At 72.1% G+C, this 24527-nt stretch carries 24 protein-coding genes and 3 pseudogenes; 12 read left to right on the forward strand and 15 right to left on the reverse strand.

The window, feature by feature from the left end; translation table 11 throughout:
* Positions 1–21 precede the first annotated feature (21 nt).
* On the reverse strand, positions 22–1524 hold the full coding sequence (locus tag ACZ5TL_RS26160) for a class I adenylate-forming enzyme family protein (RefSeq protein WP_468592750.1): 1503 nt from the start codon (positions 1522–1524) through the stop codon (positions 22–24).
* A gap of 89 nt (positions 1525–1613) precedes the next feature.
* Here ACZ5TL_RS26160 and ACZ5TL_RS26165 point away from each other — a divergent pair, with 89 nt between their 5' ends.
* The 4 genes from ACZ5TL_RS26165 (at position 1614) to ACZ5TL_RS26180 (ending at position 5973) form a co-directional block, all read left to right on the forward strand.
* A complete protein-coding gene (locus ACZ5TL_RS26165; RefSeq protein ID WP_468592751.1) occupies positions 1614–2810 on the forward strand; it encodes an amidohydrolase family protein in 1197 nt (398 codons plus the stop codon).
* Positions 2810–3943, forward strand: coding sequence for an acyl-CoA dehydrogenase family protein (locus tag ACZ5TL_RS26170; protein WP_468592752.1), 1134 nt, complete (start codon positions 2810–2812; stop codon positions 3941–3943). The genes ACZ5TL_RS26165 and ACZ5TL_RS26170 overlap by 1 nt, the downstream gene beginning before the upstream one ends.
* 6 nt (positions 3944–3949) lie before the next feature.
* Complete coding sequence (locus ACZ5TL_RS26175) at positions 3950–5041, forward strand: acyl-CoA dehydrogenase family protein (RefSeq protein WP_468592753.1); 1092 nt, start codon at positions 3950–3952, stop codon at positions 5039–5041.
* 443 nt (positions 5042–5484) lie between these two features.
* Positions 5485–5973: an ATP-binding protein gene (locus ACZ5TL_RS26180; RefSeq protein ID WP_468592791.1), complete on the forward strand. Its 489-nt coding sequence runs from the start codon at positions 5485–5487 to the stop codon at positions 5971–5973.
* 494 nt (positions 5974–6467) lie between these two features.
* Here ACZ5TL_RS26180 and ACZ5TL_RS26185 read toward each other — a convergent pair whose 3' ends face one another.
* Complete coding sequence (locus tag ACZ5TL_RS26185) at positions 6468–7394, reverse strand: cyclase family protein (protein WP_468592754.1); 927 nt, start codon at positions 7392–7394, stop codon at positions 6468–6470.
* Between the two features lie 104 nt (positions 7395–7498).
* Here ACZ5TL_RS26185 and ACZ5TL_RS26190 point away from each other — a divergent pair, with 104 nt between their 5' ends.
* From ACZ5TL_RS26190 to ACZ5TL_RS26200, 3 genes are all read left to right on the forward strand, one after another.
* A complete protein-coding gene (locus tag ACZ5TL_RS26190) occupies positions 7499–8416 on the forward strand; it encodes an SDR family NAD(P)-dependent oxidoreductase (RefSeq protein ID WP_468592755.1) in 918 nt (305 codons plus the stop codon).
* Positions 8417–8523: 107 nt separating this feature from the next.
* Positions 8524–9666 carry an acyl-CoA dehydrogenase family protein gene (locus tag ACZ5TL_RS26195; protein WP_468592756.1) on the forward strand — a complete coding sequence of 381 codons (1143 nt, stop codon included), beginning with the start codon at positions 8524–8526 and terminating at the stop codon, positions 9664–9666.
* Positions 9666–10715 carry an alcohol dehydrogenase catalytic domain-containing protein gene (locus tag ACZ5TL_RS26200; protein ID WP_468592757.1) on the forward strand — a complete coding sequence of 350 codons (1050 nt, stop codon included), beginning with the start codon at positions 9666–9668 and terminating at the stop codon, positions 10713–10715. The genes ACZ5TL_RS26195 and ACZ5TL_RS26200 overlap by 1 nt, the downstream gene beginning before the upstream one ends.
* Here the strand turns inward: ACZ5TL_RS26200 and ACZ5TL_RS26205 are convergent.
* Positions 10705–11151, reverse strand: a pseudogene (locus tag ACZ5TL_RS26205) (helix-turn-helix domain-containing protein); the annotation flags it as partial. The gene ACZ5TL_RS26200 and the pseudogene ACZ5TL_RS26205 overlap by 11 nt on opposite strands.
* 119 nt (positions 11152–11270) lie before the next feature.
* Positions 11271–12044: a helix-turn-helix domain-containing protein gene (locus ACZ5TL_RS26210; RefSeq protein ID WP_468592758.1), complete on the reverse strand. Its 774-nt coding sequence runs from the start codon at positions 12042–12044 to the stop codon at positions 11271–11273.
* 320 nt (positions 12045–12364) lie between these two features.
* Between ACZ5TL_RS26210 and ACZ5TL_RS26215 the strand changes: the two genes are divergently transcribed.
* Entirely contained in the window at positions 12365–12865 is a 501-nt protein-coding gene (locus ACZ5TL_RS26215; RefSeq protein ID WP_468592759.1) for a glycine-rich domain-containing protein, read from the forward strand.
* 75 nt (positions 12866–12940) lie between these two features.
* Positions 12941–13570, forward strand: coding sequence for a class I SAM-dependent methyltransferase (locus tag ACZ5TL_RS26220; protein WP_468592760.1), 630 nt, complete (start codon positions 12941–12943; stop codon positions 13568–13570).
* Positions 13571–13592: 22 nt separating this feature from the next.
* Here the strand turns inward: ACZ5TL_RS26220 and ACZ5TL_RS26225 are convergent, their stop codons facing one another.
* Entirely contained in the window at positions 13593–13721 is a 129-nt protein-coding gene (locus ACZ5TL_RS26225) for a helix-turn-helix domain-containing protein (RefSeq protein WP_468592762.1), read from the reverse strand.
* 68 nt (positions 13722–13789) lie between these two features.
* Here ACZ5TL_RS26225 and ACZ5TL_RS26230 point away from each other — a divergent pair.
* Positions 13790–13930: pseudogene (locus ACZ5TL_RS26230) on the forward strand (ATP-binding protein); the annotation flags it as partial.
* 18 nt (positions 13931–13948) lie between these two features.
* Here the strand turns inward: ACZ5TL_RS26230 and ACZ5TL_RS26235 are convergent.
* From ACZ5TL_RS26235 to ACZ5TL_RS26255, 5 genes are all read right to left on the reverse strand, one after another.
* Positions 13949–14464 (reverse strand): maleylpyruvate isomerase N-terminal domain-containing protein, encoded by a 516-nt coding sequence (locus ACZ5TL_RS26235; RefSeq protein WP_468592764.1) that lies wholly within the window; start codon positions 14462–14464, stop codon positions 13949–13951.
* 182 nt (positions 14465–14646) lie between these two features.
* The gene (locus tag ACZ5TL_RS26240) at positions 14647–15276 is read right to left on the reverse strand and encodes a flavin reductase family protein (protein WP_468592765.1); all 630 of its coding nucleotides are present in this window, start codon (positions 15274–15276) and stop codon (positions 14647–14649) included.
* 30 nt (positions 15277–15306) lie between these two features.
* Positions 15307–16101: an enoyl-CoA hydratase/isomerase family protein gene (locus ACZ5TL_RS26245; RefSeq protein ID WP_468592767.1), complete on the reverse strand. Its 795-nt coding sequence runs from the start codon at positions 16099–16101 to the stop codon at positions 15307–15309.
* The gene (locus ACZ5TL_RS26250) at positions 16098–18326 is read right to left on the reverse strand and encodes an acetate--CoA ligase family protein (RefSeq protein WP_468592768.1); all 2229 of its coding nucleotides are present in this window, start codon (positions 18324–18326) and stop codon (positions 16098–16100) included. Before ACZ5TL_RS26250 ends, ACZ5TL_RS26245 begins: the two co-directional genes overlap by 4 nt.
* Positions 18327–18723: 397 nt before the next feature.
* Positions 18724–19941, reverse strand: a complete 1218-nt coding sequence (locus tag ACZ5TL_RS26255; protein ID WP_468592770.1) for a flavin-containing monooxygenase — start codon at positions 19939–19941, stop codon at positions 18724–18726.
* A 374-nt stretch (positions 19942–20315) separates the two neighbouring features.
* On the opposite strand from ACZ5TL_RS26255, the gene ACZ5TL_RS26260 reads away from it, so the two are divergent.
* Both ACZ5TL_RS26260 and ACZ5TL_RS26265 read left to right on the forward strand, forming a co-directional pair.
* Positions 20316–20741 (forward strand): pyridoxamine 5'-phosphate oxidase family protein, encoded by a 426-nt coding sequence (locus tag ACZ5TL_RS26260; protein WP_468592772.1) that lies wholly within the window; start codon positions 20316–20318, stop codon positions 20739–20741.
* A 27-nt stretch (positions 20742–20768) separates the two neighbouring features.
* Positions 20769–21434 carry a pyridoxine/pyridoxamine 5'-phosphate oxidase gene (locus ACZ5TL_RS26265; protein WP_468592773.1) on the forward strand — a complete coding sequence of 222 codons (666 nt, stop codon included), beginning with the start codon at positions 20769–20771 and terminating at the stop codon, positions 21432–21434.
* Between the two features lie 129 nt (positions 21435–21563).
* Here the strand turns inward: ACZ5TL_RS26265 and ACZ5TL_RS26270 are convergent, their stop codons facing one another.
* The 5 genes and pseudogenes from ACZ5TL_RS26270 to ACZ5TL_RS26290 all read right to left on the reverse strand — a co-directional run bounded on the left by ACZ5TL_RS26270 (position 21564) and on the right by ACZ5TL_RS26290 (position 24327).
* Complete coding sequence (locus ACZ5TL_RS26270) at positions 21564–22445, reverse strand: GNAT family N-acetyltransferase (RefSeq protein WP_468592775.1); 882 nt, start codon at positions 22443–22445, stop codon at positions 21564–21566.
* A 79-nt stretch (positions 22446–22524) separates the two neighbouring features.
* A pseudogene (locus tag ACZ5TL_RS26275) lies at positions 22525–22713 on the reverse strand (DUF4287 domain-containing protein); the annotation flags it as partial.
* Positions 22714–22809: 96 nt separating this feature from the next.
* The gene (locus tag ACZ5TL_RS26280) at positions 22810–23445 is read right to left on the reverse strand and encodes a GNAT family N-acetyltransferase (RefSeq protein WP_468592776.1); all 636 of its coding nucleotides are present in this window, start codon (positions 23443–23445) and stop codon (positions 22810–22812) included.
* 31 nt (positions 23446–23476) lie between these two features.
* Positions 23477–23878 (reverse strand): Zn-ribbon domain-containing OB-fold protein, encoded by a 402-nt coding sequence (locus ACZ5TL_RS26285; RefSeq protein WP_468592777.1) that lies wholly within the window; start codon positions 23876–23878, stop codon positions 23477–23479.
* A complete protein-coding gene (locus ACZ5TL_RS26290; protein ID WP_468592779.1) occupies positions 23875–24327 on the reverse strand; it encodes a DoxX family protein in 453 nt (150 codons plus the stop codon). Before ACZ5TL_RS26290 ends, ACZ5TL_RS26285 begins: the two co-directional genes overlap by 4 nt.
* Between the last annotated feature and the right edge of the window lie 200 nt (positions 24328–24527).

The raw sequence follows: 24527 nt of genomic DNA on the forward strand, positions 1-24527 counted from the left end.
GAGCCGTGGGCGCGAAATGCGTCACGTGCCCGCGTAGCGCTCGCGCAGCCTGTACTTCAGCACCTTCCGCAGGGTCTCGCCCCGCGGAAGGGCGTCCACCACCTCCAGCCGCTCCGGCAGCTTGTGCACCGACAGTCCCTCGGCGCGCAGGAAGGCGGTCACGGCGGCGAGCGTCAAGGCCTCGGCCTCCGGCGGCTGTTCCACCACCGCACACACCAGCTCCCCGCGCGCCGCGTCCGGCAGGCCGATCACCGCCACGTCCCCGACCGCCGGATGCCGGTGCAGCAGGTCCTCGATCTCCTGGGCCGAGATGTTCTCGCCCTTGCGGATGATCACGTCCTTCAGCCGGCCGGTGAGGACCAGGTGCCCGGTGACCGCGAGGTGCCCGAGGTCGCCGGTGCGCAGGAATCCCTCCTCGTCAAAGGCCTCGGCCGTCTGCCCCGGATCCAGATAGCCCCGGCACACGGCCTCCCCGCGCAACCGCACCTCCCCGTCCACGATCCGTATCTCCATCCCCTCCGGCGGCCGCCCCTCGGTCGTCGCGAGCAGCTCGGGGGGGTCGTCCGGCGACCCCATGGTGATCATCGGCACCTCGGTCATGCCGTAGCCGTGGGTGAGCCGCACGCCCATCTCCCGTACGACGGCGTGGTACAGCTCCGGCGGCTTGGGCGCCCCGCCGCCCGCCAGCAGCCGCAGTGAGGGGACGACCGGGGTCCCCGGCCGCTTCCGCTGCTCCGCCAGGAACATCGAGTAGAACGCCGTCGAGCCGCCCGCCATCGTCACCCCGTGCGCGCGGTACGCCTCCAGCGCCTCCGGCAGCGCGAACTGCTCGAACAGCACCGCAGGGAAGCCGTACAGCAGCAGCATCACCGTGTAGTCGGGCCCGCCTATGTGGGCGTACGGGAAGGCGATCGACCCCACGTCGTCCGCCGAGGGGCGCAGCGCGTGGGCGAGGCAGGAGCCGCCCGCGAGCAGCGAACGGTCCGTGTGCAGTACGCCCTTGGGGTCGGAGGTCGTGCCGGACGTCCAGTAGATCCAGCGGACGGCGGTGCCGTCGCGGGGCGGGGGAGGCAGCACGGACGGATCGCCGTCGGGCAGGTCGTCGTAGGCCTCGAAGACGCCCCGCGCACCCAGCCGCCGGGCCATTCCCGCGTGGTCGAAGCCGCGCCACTCACCCGGCACCGCGAAGAACTCCGCCCTCGACTCGCGCAGTGCGAAGCCGGCCTCGCGGTCCCGGTAGAAGGGGATGACCGGGCTCTGCACGGCGCCGAGGCGGGCCAGCGCGAAGGACAGCACGGCTGTCTCGATGCGGGTGGGCAGCTGCCAGGCGACCACCGTGCCGGGGCGTACGCCCATGCCGTACAGGCCCGCGGCGACCCGCTCGGCCCGCGCGCGGAGGCCGTCGAAGGTGAGGACGCGGTCGCCCTGGAGGAAGAGCGGCCGGTCGGGCGTGAGGGCGGCGCGACGGGTGACCAGCTCCCACAGGGTGCGGGACGAACTCAGGACGTGCGGGGTCTCGTTCACGTCTGCCCCCTGCTCCTTGGCTGACGGGTCGTCAGATGGGATGCTAACTGACGCTGCATCAGATAAGTACCGTCCGGCGGAGGGGACCCATGGCGACCGAACTGCCCCGCATCATCAGCGTCGACGACCACGTGATCGAGCCCGCCCACCTCTTCGACACCTGGCTGCCGGCCAAGTACCGCGACCGCGGCCCCAGGGCGCTGACCGCCGGGATCGGTGAACTCGCCTACGTCGCCGGCAAGTACCGGATCACCATGGACCCGGACGGCCAGCCCACCGACTGGTGGATCTACGAGGACCTGAAGTTCCCGTACAAGCGCAACATCGCCGCCGTCGGCTTCGACCGGGACGAGATGACCCTGGAGGGCATCACCCGCCAGGAGATGCGGCCCGGCTGCTGGGACCCCAGGGAGCGCCTGAAGGACATGGACCTCAACCATGTCGAGGCGAGCCTCTGCTTCCCGAGCTTCCCGCGGTTCTGCGGGCAGACCTTCGCCGAGGCGCACGACAAGGAGGTCGCCCTCGCCTGCGTGCGCGCCTACAACGACTGGATGGTCGAGGAGTGGTGCGGCGACAGCGGCGGGCGGCTCATCCCGCTGTGCCTGATCCCGCTGTGGGACGTCGGCCTGGCGGTCGCCGAGATCCGCCGCAACGCCGCTCGCGGGGTGAAGGCGGTGACCTTCTCCGAGATCCCGACCCACCTCGGGCTGCCGTCCATCCACTCCGGCTACTGGGACCCGTTCTTCGCGGTCTGCGAGGAGACCGGGACGGTCGTCAACATGCACATCGGGTCCTCGTCCCAGATGCCGGCAGCCTCCCCGGACGCCCCGCCCGCCGTCCAGGCCTCGCTCAGCTTCAACAACGCGATGGCCTCGATGATGGACTTCCTCTTCAGCGGGGTGCTGGTGAGGTACCCGCGCCTCAAACTCGCCTACTCCGAGGGACAGATGGGCTGGGTCCCGTACGCCCTGGAGCGCGCCGACGACGTCTGGGAGGAGCACCGCGCCTGGGGCGGCGTCCGGGACACGATCCCCGAGCCACCGTCCACGTACTACTACCGGCAGATCTTCTGCTGCTTCTTCCGCGACAAGCACGGAGTGGCGTCCCTGGACGTCGTCGGCCGCGACAACGCCACCTTCGAGACCGACTACCCGCACGTCGACTCGACCTTCCCGCACACCAGGGAAGTCGCCCTCGACCACGTCAAGGGCCTCGACGACGAGACCGTCTACAAGCTGATGCGGGGCAACGCCATCCGGATGCTCGACCTGGATCTCGACCGCTGATGGACCTGTCGTACACGCCCGAGGAGGAGGACTTCCGGGCCCGGCTGCGGGACTGGCTGGCGCGGGTGCTCCCCGGTCTCCCGCCCAAGCCGTCGCCCGGCGACTGGCCGGGGCGGCGCGCCTACGATCTCGGCTGGCAGCGCCGGCTCCACGACGCCGGGTACGCCGATGTCCACTGGGACGCCTCCCCGACCCTGCGGCTCATCTTCCTGGAGGAGACCGAGAAGGCGGGCGCGCCCTACGTCGGGGCCAACTTCGTGGGCCTGCTGCACGCCGGGCCGACGATCGCCGCCGAGGGCACGGCGGACCAGCGGGCGCGCTGGCTGCCGCCGATCCTGCGCGGCGCGGAGGTATGGTGCCAGGGCTTCAGCGAGCCCGAGGCCGGTTCCGACCTCGCGGCCCTGCGCACGCGCGCGTGGCGCGACGGCGACGCCTACGTGGTGACCGGCTCCAAGATCTGGACGTCCCACGCGGAAGTCGCCGACTGGTGCGAGCTGTTGGTCCGCACCGACCCGGAGGCGCCCAGGCACCGGGGCATCACGTGGCTCGCCCTGCCGATGGACGCGCCGGGCATCACCGTACGGCCGCTGCGCACGCTCGCCGGGTCGGCCGAGTTCGCCGAGGTGTTCCTGGACGAGGTGCGGGTGCCGGTGGAGAACCGGGTCGGGGACGAGAACGACGGCTGGCGCGTGACCATGGTGACGCTGTCCTTCGAACGCGGCACGGCCTTCGCGGGCGAGGTCGTCGCGTGCCGTCGCGTGCTGGGCGAACTGGCCGTCGAGGCCCGCGAGAACGGCCGCTGGGACGATCCCGTCCTCCGGCGCCGGCTGGGCAGGCTCCACGCGGAGTTCCGGGCGCTGTGGCGGCTGGCACAGTGGAACGTGAGCGCGGCGGAGGCGTCGGGCGGGGTGCCGGGTGCCGGGGGCTCGGTCTTCAAACTGCGGTACTCCCAGGCACGCCAGGAACTGTACGACGCCGCCGCTGAGGTGCTGGGCGCCGACTGCCTCGACCTGGACCGTCCCTGGACCCTGGACCGCCTGTCCTCCCTGTCGTACACCATCGCGGCCGGCACCTCACAGATCCAGCACAGCATCATCGCCGAGCGCGTGCTCGGCCTGCCGAAGGGGCGGTGAGGGGCCGTGCGGTTCCGTCTCACGGAGGACCAGCGGGCCCTGCGGGACGGGGCGCGGGAGTTCTTGGGCCGGTGCTTCGACGGGGAGGCGTTGCGGGTGGCCGTGGGGGGTGGCGCGGAGGGTGACTGCCCGGGCGGTGTCAGGGCGGACGGCGGCGCCCCGGGTGGGCGGGGCGCGGGCGTTGGGGCCGCGGGCCGCGAACGGGCCGGTGGTGCCACGGGTGGCCGCAGGGCGGGCGGTGACGGGGCCGGTGGTGGTGCCGCGGGGCGTGGTGACACGGGCGGTGGCGGGGGGTGCGGAGGCGGCCCGGGACGGGAGGGTGGCGGGCCGGTGCTGGACCGGGGGCTGTGGCGGGCCCTGGGGGACGCCGGGTTCTTCGCCCTGCGGTTGCCGGAGGCGGACGGTGGGGTCGGACTCGGGCTGCCCGAGGCCGTGTTGCTGTTCGAGGAGGCGGGACGGGCGCTGTTGCCCGGGCCGCTCATCGCGACCCACCTCGCGGCCGGGGCCGTGGCGGGCGCGGCCACCGGGGAGGCGGTCGTCACCGCCGTCGACGGTGGGCTGGTGGAATGGCTGGCCGAGGCGGACGCCGTACGCGGGGACGCCACCGGAGCGGTGTCGCTGCGCTCGCTCGACCCGTTGACGCCCCTGCACCGCGTGCCCGCCGAACAGCCGGGGCGCGACCCCGCGGCGGTCCTCCTCAGCGCCGCCGAGCAAATCGGCACGGCCACCCGCGTCTGCGAGCTCGCGGCGCAACACGCCCGGGCGCGCGAACAGTTCGGGCGGCCCATCGGGGCCTTCCAGGCGGTGGCACACCTGTGCGCCGGGATGCTGGTCCGGGCGGAGACGGCCCGCGCCGCGGTGTACGCCGCCGCCGTCACCGCCGACCCGGTCGACATCGCCGCCGCCCGCCTGCTCGCCGACGAGGCCGCCGTGCGCGGCGCCCGCGACTGTCTCCAGGTGCACGGCGGCATGGGCTTCACCTGGGAGTCCGAGGTCCATCTCCATCTGAAGCGCGCATGGGTTCGAACCCAACGTGCGGGCGGAGTAACGGAGAGTGAGGAGTCTCTCGCGGTCGCGCTGGCGGCCGGAGCGGCCTGACGGGCCGTCTGGCTGCGGTATCGCCGGGAGCGCTCGTGGAGATGTCGCGGATCGTGGCACCGCATGATCACGGAGCGTTGATGCCGGCTTGTGTCCTCTGTGTGCGTCGTCACGGCCCGGAGTCGACTGCCCGCTCCGGTACCTTGTGTGAGATGCGAGTGGCTCCGAGCGCAGTGCGACCCCGTGGCGGCGCCTGTTCGACTGCCCGTGGCGAGCGTCGCACAGTATGCCGCACGGGTACTCCTTCGCGCTGGAATATGCCCGAAGCGCTTGTTGGGGTGACTGTACGTCAACCATGCTGTCCCACAAGGGATTCACGTTCCGTGATCCCTGTCCCGGCCGTTGTTCTGGCCATGCAGAAAATGGCTACGATCGTGGCCCTCGTGAGGCGCGAGCCTAAGTGTCCGCCGGTTCGGATGGTGTGAGCGGTGCAGGTGCTTCAAGTGCAGCTGGAGATCCGGCCCGACCCCGCAGAGGTGGGGCGGGCCCGGCGGTGGGCCCGCTCGCGCCTGGCCGGGTCCGGCATACAGGCCGATGAGCCGCTCGCCGAGACGCTGATCCTGCTCGTCTCCGAACTCGTGACCAACGCCGTGGTGCACACCGGCCGTCCCGCCGTGCTGCGGCTGTCCCTGCCGCCCGCGGCGACGGACGAGGTCACCGTCCGTCTCGAGGTCGCCGACCGCAGCGGCCGGGCCCCCGTGCCCCGGTGTGCGGGCGACGAGGCGACCGGCGGCCGGGGCCTCGCCCTCGTCGACGGCCTCGCGGACCGCTGGGGCTGGAGCGTCGAGGCCACCGGCAAGCGCATCTGGTGCGAGCTGGACCGGTGTACGAAGTCCCGTGAGGTCACGGCGTCGTGCGGGGGCGGCGCGGTGCCCTGCGGCGGCACCGGCGGAGCGGCCTTCGAGGGAATGGCGGCGTACGAGGCGGTGTAGCGCCCCCTGCCGCCTTCCTGACTGCCGTCTTTCCCGCCGTCTTTCCTGCCTGGTGTGTGTGCCCGCCGGGTGCGGTGTACGGCGGCAGATGCCGTGCCGTGGTGCGGCGGGGCCGGGGCATGGATGCACGGCCGGCCGGCCGGTTCCGTCGGGGCATGCGGTGATGCGCCGGGATGTGCTTCCGTGCGCGCCCACGCCAAAAGCCGCATAAGCAAGAAATCTCCTTGCGGGTGTTGACGCGTCGTGACCGTGTGCTCACGCTTGGGGGCAGCGATTCGCCGTGAGGGGACGGCGAGGGCTCCGGTGGACGGCGGCCCTCGGCGAGTGCGAGTCGTGATTCGGCGTCGGCTTCCTCCCGGGGCAGGGAAGTCGGGGCGGGAGCGCCGGAGTCGGGTGGCGGCGCGCGCTGCCGTGCTCGGGGCGAGCAGCGCGGCGCCGCCATCCAGCTTCCCGGGGGCGTGACGGGCGGTCTCCCCGGGGGCGTAACGGGCGGCCTACAGGACGGCGACCGGGGCCACCGGAGATCCGGTCGCCCCGGTGAACGGCTCGGGGGTCGCCGTCAGCAGGAAGGCGTAGCGGCTCGTTTCTCCACAGGCTGTGGACAACTTTTCGAGATTCCAGTTCTGGCCCTGTGGCATGCCCATCTCCACCAGGTCCAGGGCGTGCACCGGCAGCCACAGCCCCTCCACCTCGGGCGGGAACACCTCGAAGGTGAGGGTGTCGTTGGCGACGGCCGCGACATCACGCGCATGGAACCACTCCGGCGTCCGGATCGACAGCCCCGGTGACGGATACGCGTACGCGTGCCGTTCCCCGGCCAGACAGGCCTGGACCTGCCCGGTCCGTACGAGCGCGATGTCACCGGCCCGCACCCGCGTACCGGCCAGTTCCTCGGCGGCGTCCAGGTCCTCGGGCGTCACGGCGTACCCGCCGTCGAGCCGGTCCGTGCCCCGGGCCCGGGCGACGTCGAGCAGGACCCCGCGCGAGACGACGTGCCGCACCGCGCCGATGCCGCCGAACTCGGCGCCGGTGTGCGGAGTGACGGTGGCCGCCGGGCGGCCGTTGTAGAGCCGGCCCGAGTGCGAGACGTGCGACAGCGCGTCCCAGTGGGTGGCGGCCTGGAGCCCCATGGTCACCACGTCGTCGCTGCACGCGACCGTGCCCGGGCCGAAGAGCTCCTGGTTGATCTGCACCATGGCGTGCAGGGGGTTGACCCGGCCGGGAATCATCCCCGTCTGCACGCCGTCCTGCTGGAGCGGCAGCGCGAGCGGGATCCGCAGGCCGCTGCGGACGGTGGCCGCGGCCTCCCGTACGACCTCGTCGGTGATCAGGTTCAGCGTGCCGAGCTCGTCGTCGGCTCCCCAACGGCCCCAGTTGTTCACGCGCTTGGCGATGTCGTGGAACGCGTCCGGCAGCGACATGGGTCCTCCCCGGGGCTTGTCTTCCCGTATCTGACGGGTCGTAGAATTCGGGAACCAGCAATCTAACGGTCCGTCAGAAACCGTGGAACGGGAAGGGGCCCGGCGTGGGGAACTTCTTGGCAGGCAAGGTCGTCGCCGTCACGGGGGCGGGGCGGGGGATCGGCCGGGCGGTCGCGCGGGCGGCCGCCGCCGAGGGGGCGAAGGTCGTCGTCAACGACCACGGCGTCGCGGTGGACGGGGCCTCGCCGGCCAGCGAGGTCGCCGAGGCCGTGGTCAAGGAGATCGAGGCGGCGGGCGGAGACGCCGTGGCGGTCGCCGACGACATCTCCACGATGGCGGGCGGGCAGCGGGTCGTCGACATGGCGCTCTCGTCGTACGGGCGGCTGGACGGTGTGGTCTGTGTGGCCGGGATCCTGCGCGAGCGGATGCTGTTCAACATGACCGAGGAGGAGTGGGACCCGGTCGTCGCGACACACCTGAAGGGCACCTTCACCGTCTTCCGGGCGGCCTCGGCGGTGATGCGCGAGCAGCGCGCAGGCACCCTGATCGGCTTCACCAGCGGCAACCACCAGGGGTCGGTGTCGCAGGCCAACTACAGCGCGGCCAAGGGCGGGATCATCTCGCTCGTGCGGAGCGCCGCGCTGGGCCTGCACAAGTACGGGGTGACCGCGAACGCGGTGGCACCGGTCGCCCGGACCCGGATGTCGGCGGGGGTGCCGATGGAACTGGCGGAGATCGGGGAACCGGAGGACGTCGCCGCGCTGGTGGTGTACCTGCTGTCCGACGGGGCGCGCGAGCAGGGGATCACCGGGCAGGTGTACACGGCCGCCGGGGCCAAGATCGCGGTATGGGCGCAGCCGCGGGAGGTGCGGGCCGTGTACGCGGAGGGCGGTGCGTGGACGCCGGAGCGGATCGCGCAGGTCCTGCCGGGGTCGGTGGGGGTGGATCCGATGCCGATGCTGGAGCGGGTGGCTGGGATGGAGAAGGCGGCGCGGGGTGGCGAGCGGCCGAACGCCCGGTAGGCCGCAGGCGTGGGCTGTGTGGCGGGCGCGGGTGGAGTGTGGCTGGTCGCGCGGTTCCCCGCACCTCTGAGGGGCGCGGAGTCGGTGGCGTCGAAAGGAGAACCCTGATGGACTTCGGCTTCGGCCCGGAGGACGACGCGTTCCGTGGCGAAGTCCGGGACTGGCTGGCCTCGCACGTGGGCCGTGCCGACGACCGCCGCGCGTGGGAACGCACCCTCGGCGCGGCCGGCTGGATCGGGCTCGGATGGCGGGCGCCCGGGTACGGGAACCGGACCGCCACGCTCACGCAGCAAGTCGCCTGGGCGGAGGAGTACGCGCGGTCGGCCGCGCCCCCGCGGTCCGGGCACATCGGGGAGAACCTGCTGGCCCCCACGCTGCTCGCGCACGGCACGGACGGGCAGAAGTCCCGCTTCCTGCCCCCGATCGCCGCCGGTGAGGAGCTGTGGTGCCAGGGGTACAGCGAACCCGGCGCCGGTTCCGACCTGGCCGGTGTCCGGACGGCGGCGGTGCGAGAGGGACGTACCCACCGCGTCACCGGACAGAAGATCTGGACCTCGCTCGCGCACGAGGCGGACTGGTGCTTCGTGCTGGCCCGCACGGAACCCGGCTCGACGCGCCACCACGGCCTGACGTTCCTGCTCGTCCCCATGGACCAGCCGGGGCGGATCGAGGTCCGGCCCATCCGGCAGATGACCGGCACCAGCGACTTCAACGAGGTCTTCTTCGACGGCGCGCACGCGGAGCATGTCGTCGGCGGCGAGGGCAACGGCTGGCGGGTCGCCATGAGCCTGCTCGGCTTCGAGCGGGGCGTGTCCACGCTGGCCCAGCAGATCGGATTCGCGCGGGAGTTCCAGGACGTGGTGCGCACGGCCGAGCGGACGGGCGCCGCCCGGGACCCCGTCGTACGGGAACGGCTCGTGCGGCAGTGGGCCGAACTGCGCACCATGCGCTGGAACGCCCTGCGGACCCTGGGCGGCTCGGGCGATCCAGGCGCGCCGAGCGTGGCCAAGCTGCTGTGGGCCGGCTGGCATCAGCGGCTCGGGGAACTGGCGGTGCTGGTGCGGGGCGCGGCGGCGAGCACCGCTCCCACCGACTGGTCGGAGCGGTCGCCGTACGAACTGGACGCGGCGCAGCACCTGTTCCTCTTCTCCCGGGCCGACACCCTCTACGGCGGCACGGACCAGATCCAGCGCACGATCATCGCCGAGCGCGTGCTCGGCCTGCCCAGGGAGCCCAAGGGGGCCGTGTGATGCGAGGCGTGATCTTCGACGGGAAGCAGGTCCGGGTCGTCTACGACCTGGAGGTGCGGGAGCCGGGGCCGGGGGAGGTACGGGTCGCCGTCTCCGCGGCCGGGCTGTGCCACAGCGATCTGTCGGTGGTGGACGGGACCATCCCGTTCCCGGTGCCTGTGGTGCTGGGCCATGAGGGGGCGGGCGTCGTGGAGGCGGTGGGCGGGGGCGTCACCCATGTCGCGCCCGGCGACCACGTGGCGCTGTCCACCCTCGCCAACTGCGGTACGTGCGCGGAGTGCGACCGGGGGCGGCCGACCATGTGCCGGCACGCCATCGGGCGCCCGGCCCGGCCGTTCCGCCACGGTGGCCTGCCCGTCCACCAGTTCGCGTCGAACTCGGCGTTCGCGGAGCGCACGGTCGTGCAGGCCGTGCAGGCGGTCCGTGTCCCCGAGGACCTCCCGCTGACGTCGGCCGCGCTCCTCGGGTGCGGGGTGCTGACGGGCGTCGGCGCCGTGCTGAACCGGGCGCGGGTGGACCGCGGCGACAGCGTCCTGGTGATCGGGACGGGCGGGATCGGCCTGAACGTGCTCCAGGGGGCGCGGCTCGCGGGCGCCCTGCGGATCGTGGCCGTCGACACCGACCCGGCGAAGGAGGAGGTGGCCCGCCGTTTCGGTGCGACGGACTTCCTGACCTCGACGGACGGCGTGCGCGACCTCCTGCCCACGGGCGTGGACCACGCCTTCGAGTGCGTCGGCCGGGTGGAGCTGATCCGGCAGGCGATCGACGCGCTCGACCGGCACGGCCAGGCGATCCTCCTCGGCGTCCCCCCGGCCACGGCGGAGGCGTCCTTCCGTGTCTCGTCGCTGTACCTGGACAAGTCCGTCCTGGGCTGCCGCTACGGCTCCTCCCGCCCCCAGCGCGACATCGCCCTGTACGCCGACCTGTACCGCCGGGGCCGCCTCCTGCTCGACGAACTCGTCACCCGGACCTATCCGGTCGAGGACTTCGAGAAGGCGGCGGCGGACGCCGGGGCGGGGCGGGTGGCCCGGGCGGTGCTCACGTTCTGACGGCGCCCGCCGTGCCGTCCGCCGTGCCGTCCGCCGTGCCGTCCGCCGTGCCGTTCACCGGCCGGAACGTCCGCCGGTAGGCGGTGGGGGTGACGCCGAGCGCCGCCTGGAGGTGCTGGCGCATCGACTGGGCCGTGCCGAAGCCCGCGTCGCGGGCCACCCGCTCGACGGAGCGGTCGGTGGACTCCAGCAGGTGCCGGGCCCGTTCCACGCGCTGCCGGGTGAGCCACTGGCCGGGGCTGACGCCGGTCTCCTCGCGGAAGCGGCGGGTGAAGGTGCGGACCGACATGGACTCCTGGGCGGCCATGTCGCGCAGCTGGACCGGCTCGTGGAGACGGCCCAGGGCCCAGGCGCGGGCGGTGGTGGTGGACGCCTGCTGCGGATCGGGCACCGGCCGGGCGATGTACTGCGCCTGCCCGCCGTCGCGGTGCGCGGCGTCGGGAGTGGGGCGATCTTGCGCACCCGCCAGCTCGAGCCAGTCGGGGCGGACTCGGCGGCCAGGCGCGCCGCACGGGGCGGCTCCGCAGTTTCCCGGCAGGGGAGCGCCCCGATCCCTCACTGCGGTGTAGTCGAGTACCGCTCGATGCTCGCGCGGCCTGTCGATCGGTCGAGTAGGCGCAGCTCCCACGGGCCCGTGTTCACGTCGAAGTCCTTGCCGAACCCGACCCACTTGCCCGCCATACGTCGGCCTGTCGGCTCGATGAGCAGCTGAATCGCACCGTGGTACCGGGCGCCCTGGTAGTACCCGTCAGCCGCCGTCTGCTCGGTCCACGTACCGGTGACGACGTTCCGGTCAACGGTGAGGTCCAGAGACAACGGGCTGTCCGGGTTGGTCGACGCTCCGGGCAGGCTCTGAGCTGTCAGTCGGTTACCGTGCTGAACGATCACGACGTGGTGCTTGCAGGCGAACGTCTCGTCACGGCTGGACGAGTAGAACTCGTAGCGGGACAGCCAGATGCCCGCGTACTCGCTCTGCGGTTCCGGCTCCGGGATCGTGGCATCGTCAGCCGTGCCGACTTCCTCAGCCTCCATGTCGTGGCCTCCTGCCCCGTCCGAGTGGACGCGTGCCATCGGGATCGCGAACCCCAGCGACTCAGGGGTACGGCCGGTGAACCGCTTCAGTGCCCGCGCATACAGCGGGCGGCATGTCCTGGTCTCCCCGGACTCCCAGCGTTGCACGAGTCGCTTGGAGGCGTCGTTCGGCTCCCCCAATTCCTCGCCTGCGCCGCGTAAGCCCCGGGCGAACTCGTCTTGGCTCAGGTTCATCGACTTGCGCACGGAAGTCAGCACGTCGTTGGGGATTCGCTCCCGCTCGGCCGGAGTCGCCATGATCCGAGGGTAGTCACGTCACGCCTCCAATGACACCGGTTTGACGCCTTCGGGGTGACACCGACATGACGCCCGAGGGACGCCTTGAACGTCGCCGCAATGGTCATGATCGATCCGGAACATGGTCGTCATGGCCATCCGCATCAGCGCTTACACGGTGAGAGCCGACGGCACTCAGACCAAGCCACGACCCTGTACGAGGGTGAGGGCGGGGAACCCCTCGCTACTGGCCTGATGCCGCCGTGCCTGTGCCCCAAGTGCGGTGGTGGGCGCCATGACCGGAGCACCACAGACCCCCAATTACGTGGAGGCAAGCCAGCATGAGCACGGCAGTAGTGATCCGCGACCCGAAGGCGTACGTCACCCCGGACGTGTGGGAGCGGGAGGTGGCCCTCCTCCTCCGCAACCCGGAGAACACGCGCGAACTGGCGGAGGCCAAGTTCGGACAGGCCATCGCCTACCTGGTCACGTGCGGCGAGAACCCGGACCTTCTCATGGGCCCGTCCAAGCAGGTGGACGAGGCATGGCATTCGTTCATGCTCGACTCGATCCCGTACCACCACTTCACCAGCCGGCACTTCGGCCGGTACATCCACCACGTGCCGGAACTTCCGGGGTCGGCGCCCAGCGTCCAGTGCGTCAGCGACAACAAGACGACGCGGGACGGGCACGACCCCAAGACCGGCGGCCCGCTCGTTCTGGAACAGACGATCAAGGCCATCAAGGCGGCCGGGTTCGAGATCGACCCTGACCTGTGGGGCATGGAGGACGCGGCCGACTGCAACCAGTGCCACGCCGGGTGTCACGATTCGCCCAAGTGATGATGGGCGGCATGTGAGCTGGGGCCTATCCCCATACGTTGGGGGGTGGCCCCTCTTGCCTGAAAGGATCACCGCATGTCATTGGCTGAGTCCTGGGACAGGTACGCGGCCGGGAGCAAGCCGCGCAGGACCGTGAACGCCAAGGGCGATACGACCTGGCTGAACTGGACCCAGTACGCCGATCACGGGCCGAACGAGAGCGTTCTCGGTCCCGTGGCCGGCCGCCGGGTACTGGAACTCGGCTCGGGGAGTGGTAGTAACCTCGCGCATCTCGTGACGCTTGGCGCGACAGGGCAAGGGGTGGACATCGCCCCCATCCGCGAGACGCTCGCGCGGGAGTGTTGGGGCAGTCTGCCGGGCCTTGAGTTCCGTACGGCGGAGGCGACGGCGTTCCTGAACGAGACGGACGAGACATTCGATGTCGTGCTCTCGATCTTTGGTGCCGTGTGGTTCGTCGATCCCGACATCCTGCTTCCGCTGATCCGCTCGTGTATGGCGCCGGGCGGCATCCTGGCCTTCTCGCACTTGCCTCCGGGCAGTCAGGGGCTCAAGCCTGCCAAACCCGGACTGCGGCATGATCGCACCCCGGATGAGTGGGGGCGCATCCTGACGGCGTACGGCTTCTCTGACGTGTGCGTGTCTCTGATCGACCCGCCAGAGGGCAGGGCCGTGGGCACGATGTTCGTCCGTGCCTCGGCGGCCTGACCGCGTAGGCTGTGCGCCTGTCTCAGGTGCTCTCTCCGAGGTGGCGGTACAGGGTGGCTCGGGAGATCCCGAGTGCCTTGGCGATGGCGCTCACGCTCTCGCGCTTCGCCTTCCTGGCACGGGCCACGGTGAGCACGTTCTCATCAACCACGTTCGGCCTCCCGCCGGTTCTATGCGGCTTGGGTCGACGCGGAGGGCGCTGCGAGCGAATCGAGGGTGTCGTACGAAAGTTCCAGCGGGTGGACGAAGACATTCACAGATCCGAGGCTCTGCGCGGCCATCGTCGACCGGCTGACCTTCAACGGCGCCATCATCCAGACCGGCACCGAGTCCTACCGCCTCGCAGGTCGAACGGGCTGACGCGAGCTGACGCAGCGCTCAGAACACGTTGATCGCAGACGGTGCTCGCTCCGCGCGAGTCAGGGCACGCAGCAGTGCCGCTTGGCCATGGCGCCGGACGGCAAGCCCGCTTAGCAGCGCAACCACGGGATCAAGGGCAGCACCGGGAAGCTCCGGCGCGCTGAGGTCCACGCTGACCGCCAGGTCATCCATATGCACAGCGAGCTCGACCATCCGGGTCACGAGGAAATCGTCCAGACTCAGCGCCCACCCTGTTTGCGGCATGAACACCACCCAGTCGCCATGCACCTCCTCAAGGCCGGTTCGCTGCTGGTCGAGCGCGGCACGGACGCGTTCGACCAGACGCCGCACGCCTTCGAAAGAGATGCCTTCACCCTTCGCTCGGATTCCAGAGTTGATCTCACCGTCGAGCGGCGCGTCGATCCACACCGCCCGCGCATGGTGCTCCAGCACCGGGATGGGTTCTTGCCCAGAGGCGGGTCCCTCCAGCGCCGGATCCACGCTGAAAATCTGATACGCGAGGTGGCCGGCCAAACCCCCGACAGTCCACTCGGCCAACGCGCACCCGGCCGCGAGCGGGCCACGCAGGCCAAGGGTCCGGGTCGGTGCTGGTGTCCCTCGACTCGCGGCTGTAGTGAGTGGATCCCGCTGCACGCCGTACGGGCTGCCGAGGCCAGTCGCCGGGGCTGGGCGTCGCCCGCTCCGTGTCGACTCGATCAGTCCGTCAGCCGCGCGAAGCGCCCCCGGTGGAAGAGCAGCGGGCCGTCCGGCTCGTCGGCGGGCGTGCCGAGGGCGTTCACCCGGCCGACCACGATGAGGTGGTCGCCGCCGGTGTGGACGGCGTGGATCGCGCAGTCGATCCAGGCGACGGCGCCCGACAGGCGTGGCGAGCCGGACACCGGCGCCGCGTCGTACGCCACGCCCGCGAACTTGTCCCCGCCGCTCACCGCGAAAGCGCGGCACAGCTCGTCCTGGCCGGAGCCCAGGACGTTCACGCAGAACACCCCGGCCCGGGCGATGCGCGGCCAACTCGTCGACGTACGGCCGACCATGAAGGCGACCAGCGGCGGGTCGAGGGAGAGGGACGTGAAGGACTGGCAGGCGAAGCCGGCGGGGGAGTCGCCGAGGGTGGCGGGTGGTGCCGTGATCACGGCCACGCCCGTCGCGAAAGCGCCGAGGACGCGGCGGAACTCCGCCGGGTCCAGGGGAGGGCGCTCGTCCTCGCCGACGCACCGCAACTCGGGGCGCGGCAGGGCGTCGACCGGTTCGGGGGCGGGTGTGCGGACCGACCTGAGGTAGCGGACGGCGGCTTCGGCCATTCCTGCTTGTCCCATCACAGTTCCCATTGAAGCTGACGGTATGTCAGATGGGAAGGCTCAGTGGCCCTGGTACGTGGGGCTTCGCCGCTCCACGAAGCTTCGTACGCCCTCCTGCGCGTCCCGCGTCGTCATGTTGATCTCCTGCGCGGCGGCCTCGGCGGCGAAGGCCGTCGCGCGGTCCGCGTCGAGCGAGGCGTTGATGAGCTGCTTGGTCAGGGCGAGGGCACGGGTCGGGCCGGTGGCGAGGCGTTCGGCCCAGGCGCGTGCCGTCTTGTCCAGGGCGCCGTCCGGGACGACCCGGTTCACCAGCCCCAGCCGCTCCGCGTCGGCCGCCGTGAGCGCGTCGCCGAAGAACATCAGCTCCTTGGCGCGCTGCGGGCCGACGAGACGGGGCAGGAGGTAGGCGCCGCCGCCGTCGGGGACGAGGCCGCGGCGTACGAACACCTCGATGAAACGGGCGGATTCGGCCGCGAGGACCAGGTCGCAGGCGAACGCCAGATGCGCGCCGAGGCCCGCCGCCGTGCCGTTGACCGCCGCGATCACCGGCTTCTCGCAGTCCAGGACGGCGGCGATCAGGCGCTGGGCGCCGGTGCGGAGGGTGCGCGCGATGTCTCCGGTGACGCGTTCGCCGGTCGTGGTGGCGGTGCCCCGGAGGTCCGCGCCGGCGCAGAAGCCGCGGCCCGTCCCCGTGAGTACGACCGCTCGTACCTCCGGCGACGCGGACGCCTCCGACAGGAGCCGGACGATCTCGTCCCGCTGGCCGGGCGTGAGGGCGTTGAGGGCTTCGGGCCGGTTGAGGGTGAGGGAGAGGACGTGGCCGCCCGTCGTGTGCAGAACGGCGGGTTCCGTCATCGGCCGCACACCGCCAGCGCGTCCAGCGCCACCGCGCCCTGCCCCTGCGGCAGCACCATCAGCGGGTTGATGTCCAACTCGGCAAGGCAGCCGTCGAGTTCCAGCGCCATGCGTTGCACGCGCAGCACCACCTCGACCAGCGCGTCCAGGTCGGCCGGTGGGCGGCCTCGGACCCCGTCGAGCAGGGCCCGGCCGCGCAGTCCGGCGAGCATGTCCCGTGCCTGCTCCTCACCGAAGGGCGGTACTCCCACGGCGGTGTCGCGCAGGACTTCCACGAGTACGCCGCCGAGTCCGACGGTCACGGTCGGGCCGAACAGGTCGTCATGGGTGACGCCGACGACCATCTCGACGCCCTGCTCGACCATCTGGCAGACCAGGACGCCGTCCAGGGAGATGTCCTCGTAGCGGGCGATGTCGGTCAGTTCGCGGTAGGCGTCGCGGACCTGGCTGGCCGAGGTCAGCCCGATCCTCACCAGGCCCAGCTCGGTCTTGTGGGCGATCCGGGCCCCCGAGGCCTTCATGACGACCGGGTAGCCCACCGGCCCGGCCGCGCGTACGGCCGCCGCCGCGCTGGTCACCAGCTGCTCGCGCGGTACGCGGATGCCGTACGCCCGCAGCAGCTGTTTCCCCGCGTGCTCGCTGAGCTGCTCGCCGGGTCGCATGAGGGCCTGGGCCTTGCGGTAGGACGGCGAGGGGCTGCGCGGGGCCTCGTCGAAGGGGGAGCGGTAGCCGGTCGTGAAGCGGTGGTGGGAGAGGTGGGCGCGGACGGCGGTGAGGCAGTTGCCGACCGTGCGGAAGGTGGCCACGCGGGAGGAGCCGAGCAGCACCTCGCGGTAGGCCGGCTCGGTGCCGACCGGCGAGCCCCACACCACGCACACCAGCTTGTCCGTCTCCTCGGCCGCGTCCACCAGGTCCCGTACGAGGCGGTCGCTGAGCGGGGGGAACGGGCCCGTGATCGGGCAGATCAGCACGCCCACCCCGGGGTCGTCGAGGATCGCGTCGATGATCTTCCGCCCGCGCCGGTCGCCGACCGGGTGCCCGCCGTTGTCGACGGGGTTGGCGACGCTGAGGTACTCGGGTATCCACTGGTGCAGCTCGGCCTGTTTGGCTTCCGACAGCGCCGGCAGGCTCAGGCCCGCCCCGGTCGCCAGGTCGGCGACGTGCGCGCCCGTGCCGCCCGAGATCGAGTAGACGACCACCCCGTCGGCGCGCGGCGGCTTGGCCCGGGCCAGCAGGGCGGCGGTGTCCTGGAGTTCGTCGAGCCCGTCGACGCGGATCACGCCGTACTGGCGCAGCGCCGCGTCCACCACCGCGTCCGCGCCGGTGAGTTTGCCGGTGTGGGAGGCGGCCGTGCGGGCGCCGGCCTCTGTGCGGCCGACCTTGACGGCGACGACCGGCACGCCGCGCCGGGCGGCCCGGTCGGCGGCGAGCAGGAAGGAGCGGCCGTCCTTCAGCCCCTCCAGGTAGCAGGCGATGGCGCCGACTTCGGGCCGCTCGGCGAAGTAGGAGAGGAAGTCGGCGGTCTCCAGGTCGGCCTCGTTGCCGGTCGGGGCCCAGTGGGAGAGCCGGATGCCCAGCTCCTGGAGGGCGAAGACCGGGCGGCCCTGGTGGCCGGACTGGGTGATCAACGCGATCGCCGGCCCCTCCAGGTCGTCACGGAACCGCTCGAAGGCGTTGAGGTTGGTGTTGGGCCCCAGCAGCCGCAGCCCGGACCGCTCGACGGCGGCGGCCAGTCGCCGCTGGGCGGCCTCGCCCTCCGGCCCGGTCTCCGCGAACCCGGAGGCGAAGACGACCGCGAACCGCGCCTTGGCGTCGGCCAGTTCCTCGACCACCGGGAGGGGGTCGCCGACCAGCACCACGGCCAGGTCGACCTGCTCGGGCAGGTCGGCGACGGAGGGGTGGCAGGGGATGCCGAAGACGGACGGCCGGCTCGGATGCACCGGGTACAGGGCGGCGCCGACGCGCTCCGCCCAGTCGGTCAGTTGCCGTGTGATGCCGGTGTTCGGGCGCCCCTCGGCGTCCGACGCGCCGATCACGGCGACGGACCGGGGGTGGAAGAAGCGGTCCAGGTCGGGTACGTCGGCGTGCAGTGGGCGTCCGCTGACGTCGAGGTCACCCACCTGGGCCGGCGTGCCGTGCACGACGGGCCCGGACCGTTCGCCGCAGGCGATGGCCCGGGCCCGTCGGGAGTCGGTGGTGAGGGTGCCGTGGGTCGATCCAAGCATCGTTTCCCGCCCGCTCCTGTGAGACAGCGCTAACTGACGCTCTGTCAGATTACTGAACTGGTGCGACGTCAGGAATGGTGCGGGCCGGGTAAGTTGCGCGCCGGGTAAGTTGCCGGGTTCGGGTACGCTGCCGGGTTCGGGTTCGGGTGCGGGGCGACGTCGGGAACGGCCGACGGGCCGGGTCGGGGGCGGGCTGGGGTGGTCCGGTCCGGTCCGGACGCTGTTGGCGAATGCCGCGCGGCGGGAACCAAGTGTCCGTACCGTCTCAGCGACACGCCGCGTGCACGGCGTGTCGCTGAGACTCTCGCACCACTTGTCGGCCGTCCGCCGAATGCGCCCACAGCATCCGGGCTGGGCCGGGGTCCGGTCCGGGGCGTGCCGGGGGCCGGGCGGGCGCTCAGTGGGGCAGCCGGGAGGCCGTTCCCGAGCCGTCCCTCGCGATGCTCTTCGCGACGGCCTTCGCGATCCGCACCGCGTCGATCGCCATCTCGCGGAGATTGCCGCTGATCGGGTTGGTGAAGCCGGTGAAGTACAGGCCGGGGGCGGCCCCCGGGGTGCGGGCGCCGTGGGCGACGGGCCTGCCGCGGGTGTCGAGCACGTCGAGGTGGCCGACCAGGCCCTCCAGGGCGCGGGAGTACCCGGTGGCGGCGATCACCACGTCGGGCGAGATCCGGGTCCCGTCGGCCAGCGCGATCTTGCCGCCGTCCTCGAAGCCCTCCACGGCGGCCACGATCTCGACCCTGCCCTTGCGTACGGCGTCGATCAGCCCGACGTCCTGCACCGGGATCGCCCCCTGCTTCACCCTGCTGTACAACCCGGTGTCGGGGCGCGGCAGTCCGTGCGCCGACAGGTCCGGCACGGCCACCTTCGCCTGCAGCCGGGAGATCCGGTCGACGAGGCCGACCGGCAGTCGCCGTACCAGGATCCCGCTGTACTGGGCGGCCCAGCCGGCGGTCGAGCGGCGCACGATGTGGGGGACGGTGCGCACGGCCAGCCGGACCCGGGAGGCGCCGCCCTCCACCAGGTCCACGGCGATCTCCGCGCCGGTGTTGCCGACGCCGACGACGAGGACGTCCCGGCCGGCGTAGGGCCTGCCGTCGCGGTACTCGCCGGCGTGCAGGAACTCGCCGGTGAAGGATCCGCGGCCGGGCCAGTCCGGCACCCGCGGTGTGTGGTTGTAGCCGGTCGCGACGACCACCGCGGCGCCGGTCAGCTCGCGGCCGCCGGTGGCGTGCAGCAGCCAGCCCGTGCCGTCGGGGGTGCGCTCCACGCGGGAGACCTCGACACCGGTGACGATCTCCAGGCGGTGGTGCTCGGCGTACTTCTCCAGGTACCGCACCACGTTGTCCCGGGAGACCCACCGCCCGAACCGGCGCGGCATCGGCAGCCCGGGCAGGGACGACAGGCGGCGGGTGGTGTGCAGGTGCAGCCGGTCGTAGTGGCGGCGCCAGGACGCTCCGACCCGGTCGGACTTCTCCAGGACGACGGCCCGTATGCCCCGGGCCCGCAGCGCGTAAGCGGCGGCGAGTCCGCCGGGGCCTCCGCCGATGACGTAGACGGGGCGGTCGGGCGGCGGTTGCGCGGAGGAGTGGGTGGGGGGTGTGGAGTCGGCCATGAGCGGGAGCGTAATCCCGTGCCAGCTTGATGGGTCTCGGTCAAGACCGGAATTGGTTTCGGATTGATCACGGCTGTAGGGGGATGGGGTGGGGCCGGTGGCGCGGAGGGCCCGGTTGTGGCGAGCCGGTGATCGTCCCTGACGGATCGCGGGGTGCGGACTCCGACGCGGACGGGAAGTCGTATTCGTGGCCAACGCACAGTTTCCTGGTGAACTCACAGGCGGGAGTCGCGCCGTCGGCCGATCGGGTGCACGGTCGTGCGATCGGGTGCACGGTCGTGCGCGGGTGCGGGAACACGGGAACAACCGGTCGTGGTACCGGCGTTGAGACGACGCCTATGGAGACAGCAACGGCCCCGCGAATGGAGACCGGAATGGCCCTGACCCGCGAAGAGCGCGAACAGTTCCTGGCCGAACCGCACGTCGCCGCACTGGCGGTCGACGCGGGGCCGGGCCGCGCGCCGCTGACCGTGCCGATCTGGTACCAGTACGAGCCCGGCGGCGACATCTGGATCCTGACCGGCCTCGACTCCCGCAAGAACGAGCTGATCGGCGCGGCGGGCCGGTTCTCGCTGATGGTGGACCGGCTGGAGCCGACGATCCGGTACGTGTCGGTCGAGGGCCCGGTCGTCGACACGGCCCCCGCCACCCTCGACCAGCTCCGGGAGATCTCGGCGCGCTATCTGCCGGCCGACAAGGTCGACGGCTACGTCGACTTCTCCTGGAAGAACCACGGAGAAATGCTGGTGCTGCGGATGCGGCCGGAGCGGTGGGTCTCGTCGGACCTCGGTCAGGTGTGAGGAGCCCTCCGGGGTGACAATCGGGGGATGGCAACGGATCTTCACGAGCTGCTGAGGTCACTGCGCGTATGGGACCCGCAGGTCACGCGACTCCCCTCCTTCGACCCGACGACCGCCCCCGCCGCCCCGCTGCCCCTCTTCACCGAGTGGTTCGCGGCGGCGGTGGCGGCCGGGCAGACCGAGCCGCACACCGTGTCGCTGGCGACCTCGGACGAGTCGGGCCGACCCGACGTACGGATCGTCATGCTGCACGGCGCCGACGAGACCGGCTGGGCCTTCGCGTCCCACGCCGGCAGCCGCAAGGGCCGTCACCTGGCCGCCCGCCCGTATGCCGCGCTCACGTTCTACTGGCCGGTGCTGGGCCGCCAGGTCCGGGTGCGCGGCCCCGTGTCGGCCGCCCCGTCCGAGGAGGCCCAGGGCGACCTCCACGCCCGCTCGACGGGCGCGCTGGCCGCGGCACTGACCGGCCGCCAGAGCGAGACCCTGGGCTCGGTGGAGGAGCTGGCACGGGCCTCGGAGTCGGCGTGGGAACGGGCCCGGAGCGAGCCGGAGGCTCCCGTGCCGTCCTGGACGCTGTACCGGCTGCGGGCGGACGAGGTGGAGTTCTTCCAGGGAGACCAGGCGCGGCGGCACGTACGGCTCCGCTACCGGAGCACGGAGGGAGGGTGGACGCGGGAACTGCTGTGGCCGTGAACGGACCCGACCGCCCCCGCCCCCGCGCGTCACGGATCCCGAGACGTATGCCGCCGTGAGCGCGACGGCGGGGTCTTCGTCATTCGTCATGCGCCAGCTCCGCGAGGGCCTTGTGCCACTGTGTCGAGGTCAGGCAGGCACGGACGGCCCCGTGAAGTCGTACACCGCGAAGTCCGCCACCGGCCGGTACCCGATCCGCTGGTACAGGCCGTTGCTGGTCGGGTTCGACAGGTCCGTGAAGAGGAGCACCTCCTGCGCTCCGGCGGCCAGGGCGGCGCGGCTGACCTCGGCCGTGACGGCGCCCGCGTAACCGCGGCCGCGCAGGTGGGGCGGGGTGTAGACCGAGGCGACGCGCACCTGGCCGGCGATCTCGGGCGTCGCGCCGGCCATGGCCACGGGCGTGCCGCCGGGCGTCTCCCAGAAGGTGATGCCGCCGTCGGCGATACGGGCGTCCGCCCACTCGGTGGCGTCCCGGACGGTGCCCTCGCCGACGGCTTCGGCGAACTCGTCGTGCCAGCGCAGGAGTTGCTCGCGGTCGGCCTTGTCGGCGATGCGGGGCCCGCCGGGTGGTATGGGACGGGGCACGGTCAGGGTGCCGAGCCGGTAGAGCCGCTGCCGCTGCTGGAGCGTGGCCGCGGCGCCCGTGTGCCGCTGCCAGGCCTCGGCGAAGGCGGTGGCGGTGTCACGGTCGGCGTGTACGCCGGGCGGGCGCTGCCCGAGGGCGGCCAGCCGTGCGGCCAGCGCATCGGCCTCCTCGGCCGTCAGGACGGTGAGGTTCAGCCGGTGCGGCGGTGTGCGGAAGAACGTCGCCCGGACCGTGCCGTCCTCTTCCAGTAGGCCGAACTCCGGTACTCCGTCGCCGTAGATGTGCCGGCCGCGCGTGCGCAGGCTCGCCGTGACGGTCAACGGCACGGTGTGCGGCGCCGGTCGCGAGCGCAGGAAGGGGCCGGCCCGCGTCAGGAAGTCGTCGAGGTCGTGGGTGAGGTGCCAGGGGCCGGTATGCGAGTCCATGCCTCATCGTGCCGCCGACCGCCCTCTCGGCGCCTCCGATTAACGGCCGGGCCGTTTCACGTACCGCTGTCCTCGGCGAGGTGTGGGCGACGAGCGCGTTGGCGTGGCCGTGCCCGAGGCCGTGCTCGGACTTGAGCCAGTTGACGAGCTCCATGTGCCGGGTCAGCGGCGAGGAGCGGATGAGGGCCTGCCAGTCGGCGATCGGCCGGCCGTACTTCTTCTCGATGGAGGGGAAGTAGCTCGCGGGGCCCTTCACGGGTGCGGTCATGCCGGTGGTCCCTTCTCTGTTGTCTGTCGCTCTCTGTTGTCGACGGTTATGACCGGGGGAGGGGACGAACTGATCGCCCCGGCCGAGTGAGCTGCGTCACACTCCTGTCCGGCTCCAGGACCTCACGGACCCGCCGGACCCGGGGTCCGGGTCCGTGGCCAGACGGGCGTGCAGGTGGGCGTCCCGGAACGCGTCGTGCCGGCCCTCCTCGAAGACCGCCCCGCGCAGGGTTCCCTCGTACGCGAATCCGCACCGCTCGGCGATCCCGCACGACACCCCGTGTCCCACCGCGTGATCCAACTCCAGCCTGTGCAGGCCGAGTTCCGTGAGGGCCCAGCGGGCGGCGAGCAGGAGGGCCCGGGTGGCCACGCCCTGGCCGCGGGCCTCGGGCAGGACCCAGTAGCCGACGCGGGCGACCCTCAGGTGGTACTTGATCTCGTTGACGCCGATGTGCCCCAGCGCCGTGTCGCCGCGCGCGTCCGCGATCCGGAACGACAGCGACGTGCCCTCCGTGGCGCTCTGCTCCCGTGCCAGCAGCGACTCCCGGGCGCTCCCGCGGTCCGTGACCGGCCGCAGCGGGGTGTTCCAGCGCCGGAACTCCGGGTCCCGCATCCCGCGCAGCCAGGCGTCGACGTCGGAGTCGGACCCGGCGTCCCAGGGGCGCAGGCGCAGGCCGTGGCCGTTCAGTTCCGGGTGGCGACCGGTCGGGGAGTGGTCACGTATGGGGGACATGAGGCCATTCAAGCGCGTGCGGCCGCGCCGTTCACCCGTCGGCCGAGCCGGGCAGCAGCCGGAAGACCGGGATCCCCTCCCGGAACATCACCCGCAGCTCCGCTCCGGCCGACAGCTCCCCCGGGCCGACGATCTCCGTCATCATCCGCGGCCCCTCGGCCAGGTCGGCCACGGCGGCGACGTAGGGGAGGCGCTCGGTGAAGGGCGGCAGGTCGTTGCGGTGGACGACGGACCAGGTGTAGAGCGTGGCCCGGCCGCTCGCCGGCTCCCAGGTGACGTCCTCGCTCCAGCAGTGGGGGCAGAACTCGCGCGGGTAGTGGTGGGCCCGGCCGCAGGCCCGGCAGCGGCGGATCAGCAGCCGGCCCTCGGCGGCCGCGTCCCAGTACGTCCGGGTGAAGGCGTCCGGCTCGGGCAGGTCGTGGCGGACGGTCATGAGAACAGTCCCAGCGCACTGTCCAGCGACCACGTCTGCCAGGACATCCCGAACAGCCCGACCAGGGACATCAGCGCCATCATCGCGTTCTGTCCCTGCTCGGCGACGTCGTGGATCATCAGCGTGAGGTAGAGGAGGTTGAGGAGGAAGCCGCCCGCGAGGGCGACCGGGGTGAGGAAGCCGGTGATCAGGCCCAGTCCGAGGGCGAGTTCCGCGTAGACGACGACGTACGCCATCGCGCGCGGGTGCGGCGCGACAACCGTGTCGAAGCCCGAACGTACGGCGCTCCAGCGGTGTCTGGCGGCTATCCCGGCCGCCCACGTGATGCCGGTGCCCCGTTCGAACCAGGCCTTGCGGTCCTTGTGCCGCCAGCTCTCCAGCCACCACAGCCCGAGCCCGATCCGCAGCACGGCCAGCCATTGCGCCCCGGTGAGCCAGATCGTGTCCATGCCCATGCTCCCGCATCGCCGCCCGACAGCCGGATCTGACGGTACGTCAGATTCGGCTGTCGCAACAAGCCCCGGGCCGGACGCTCGGCAAAGCCTGCCGCGGCATCGGTGAGGTCGACTCGGGGCGCCCTGCTGATGTTTCCACCAGTGGGTTTCCCCGAGCCGCCTCCCGAACCCGGCGTGCCCGTCTCCGGGCACCG

The sequence above is a fragment of the Streptomyces sp. NPDC033136 genome, from assembly GCF_055578235.1.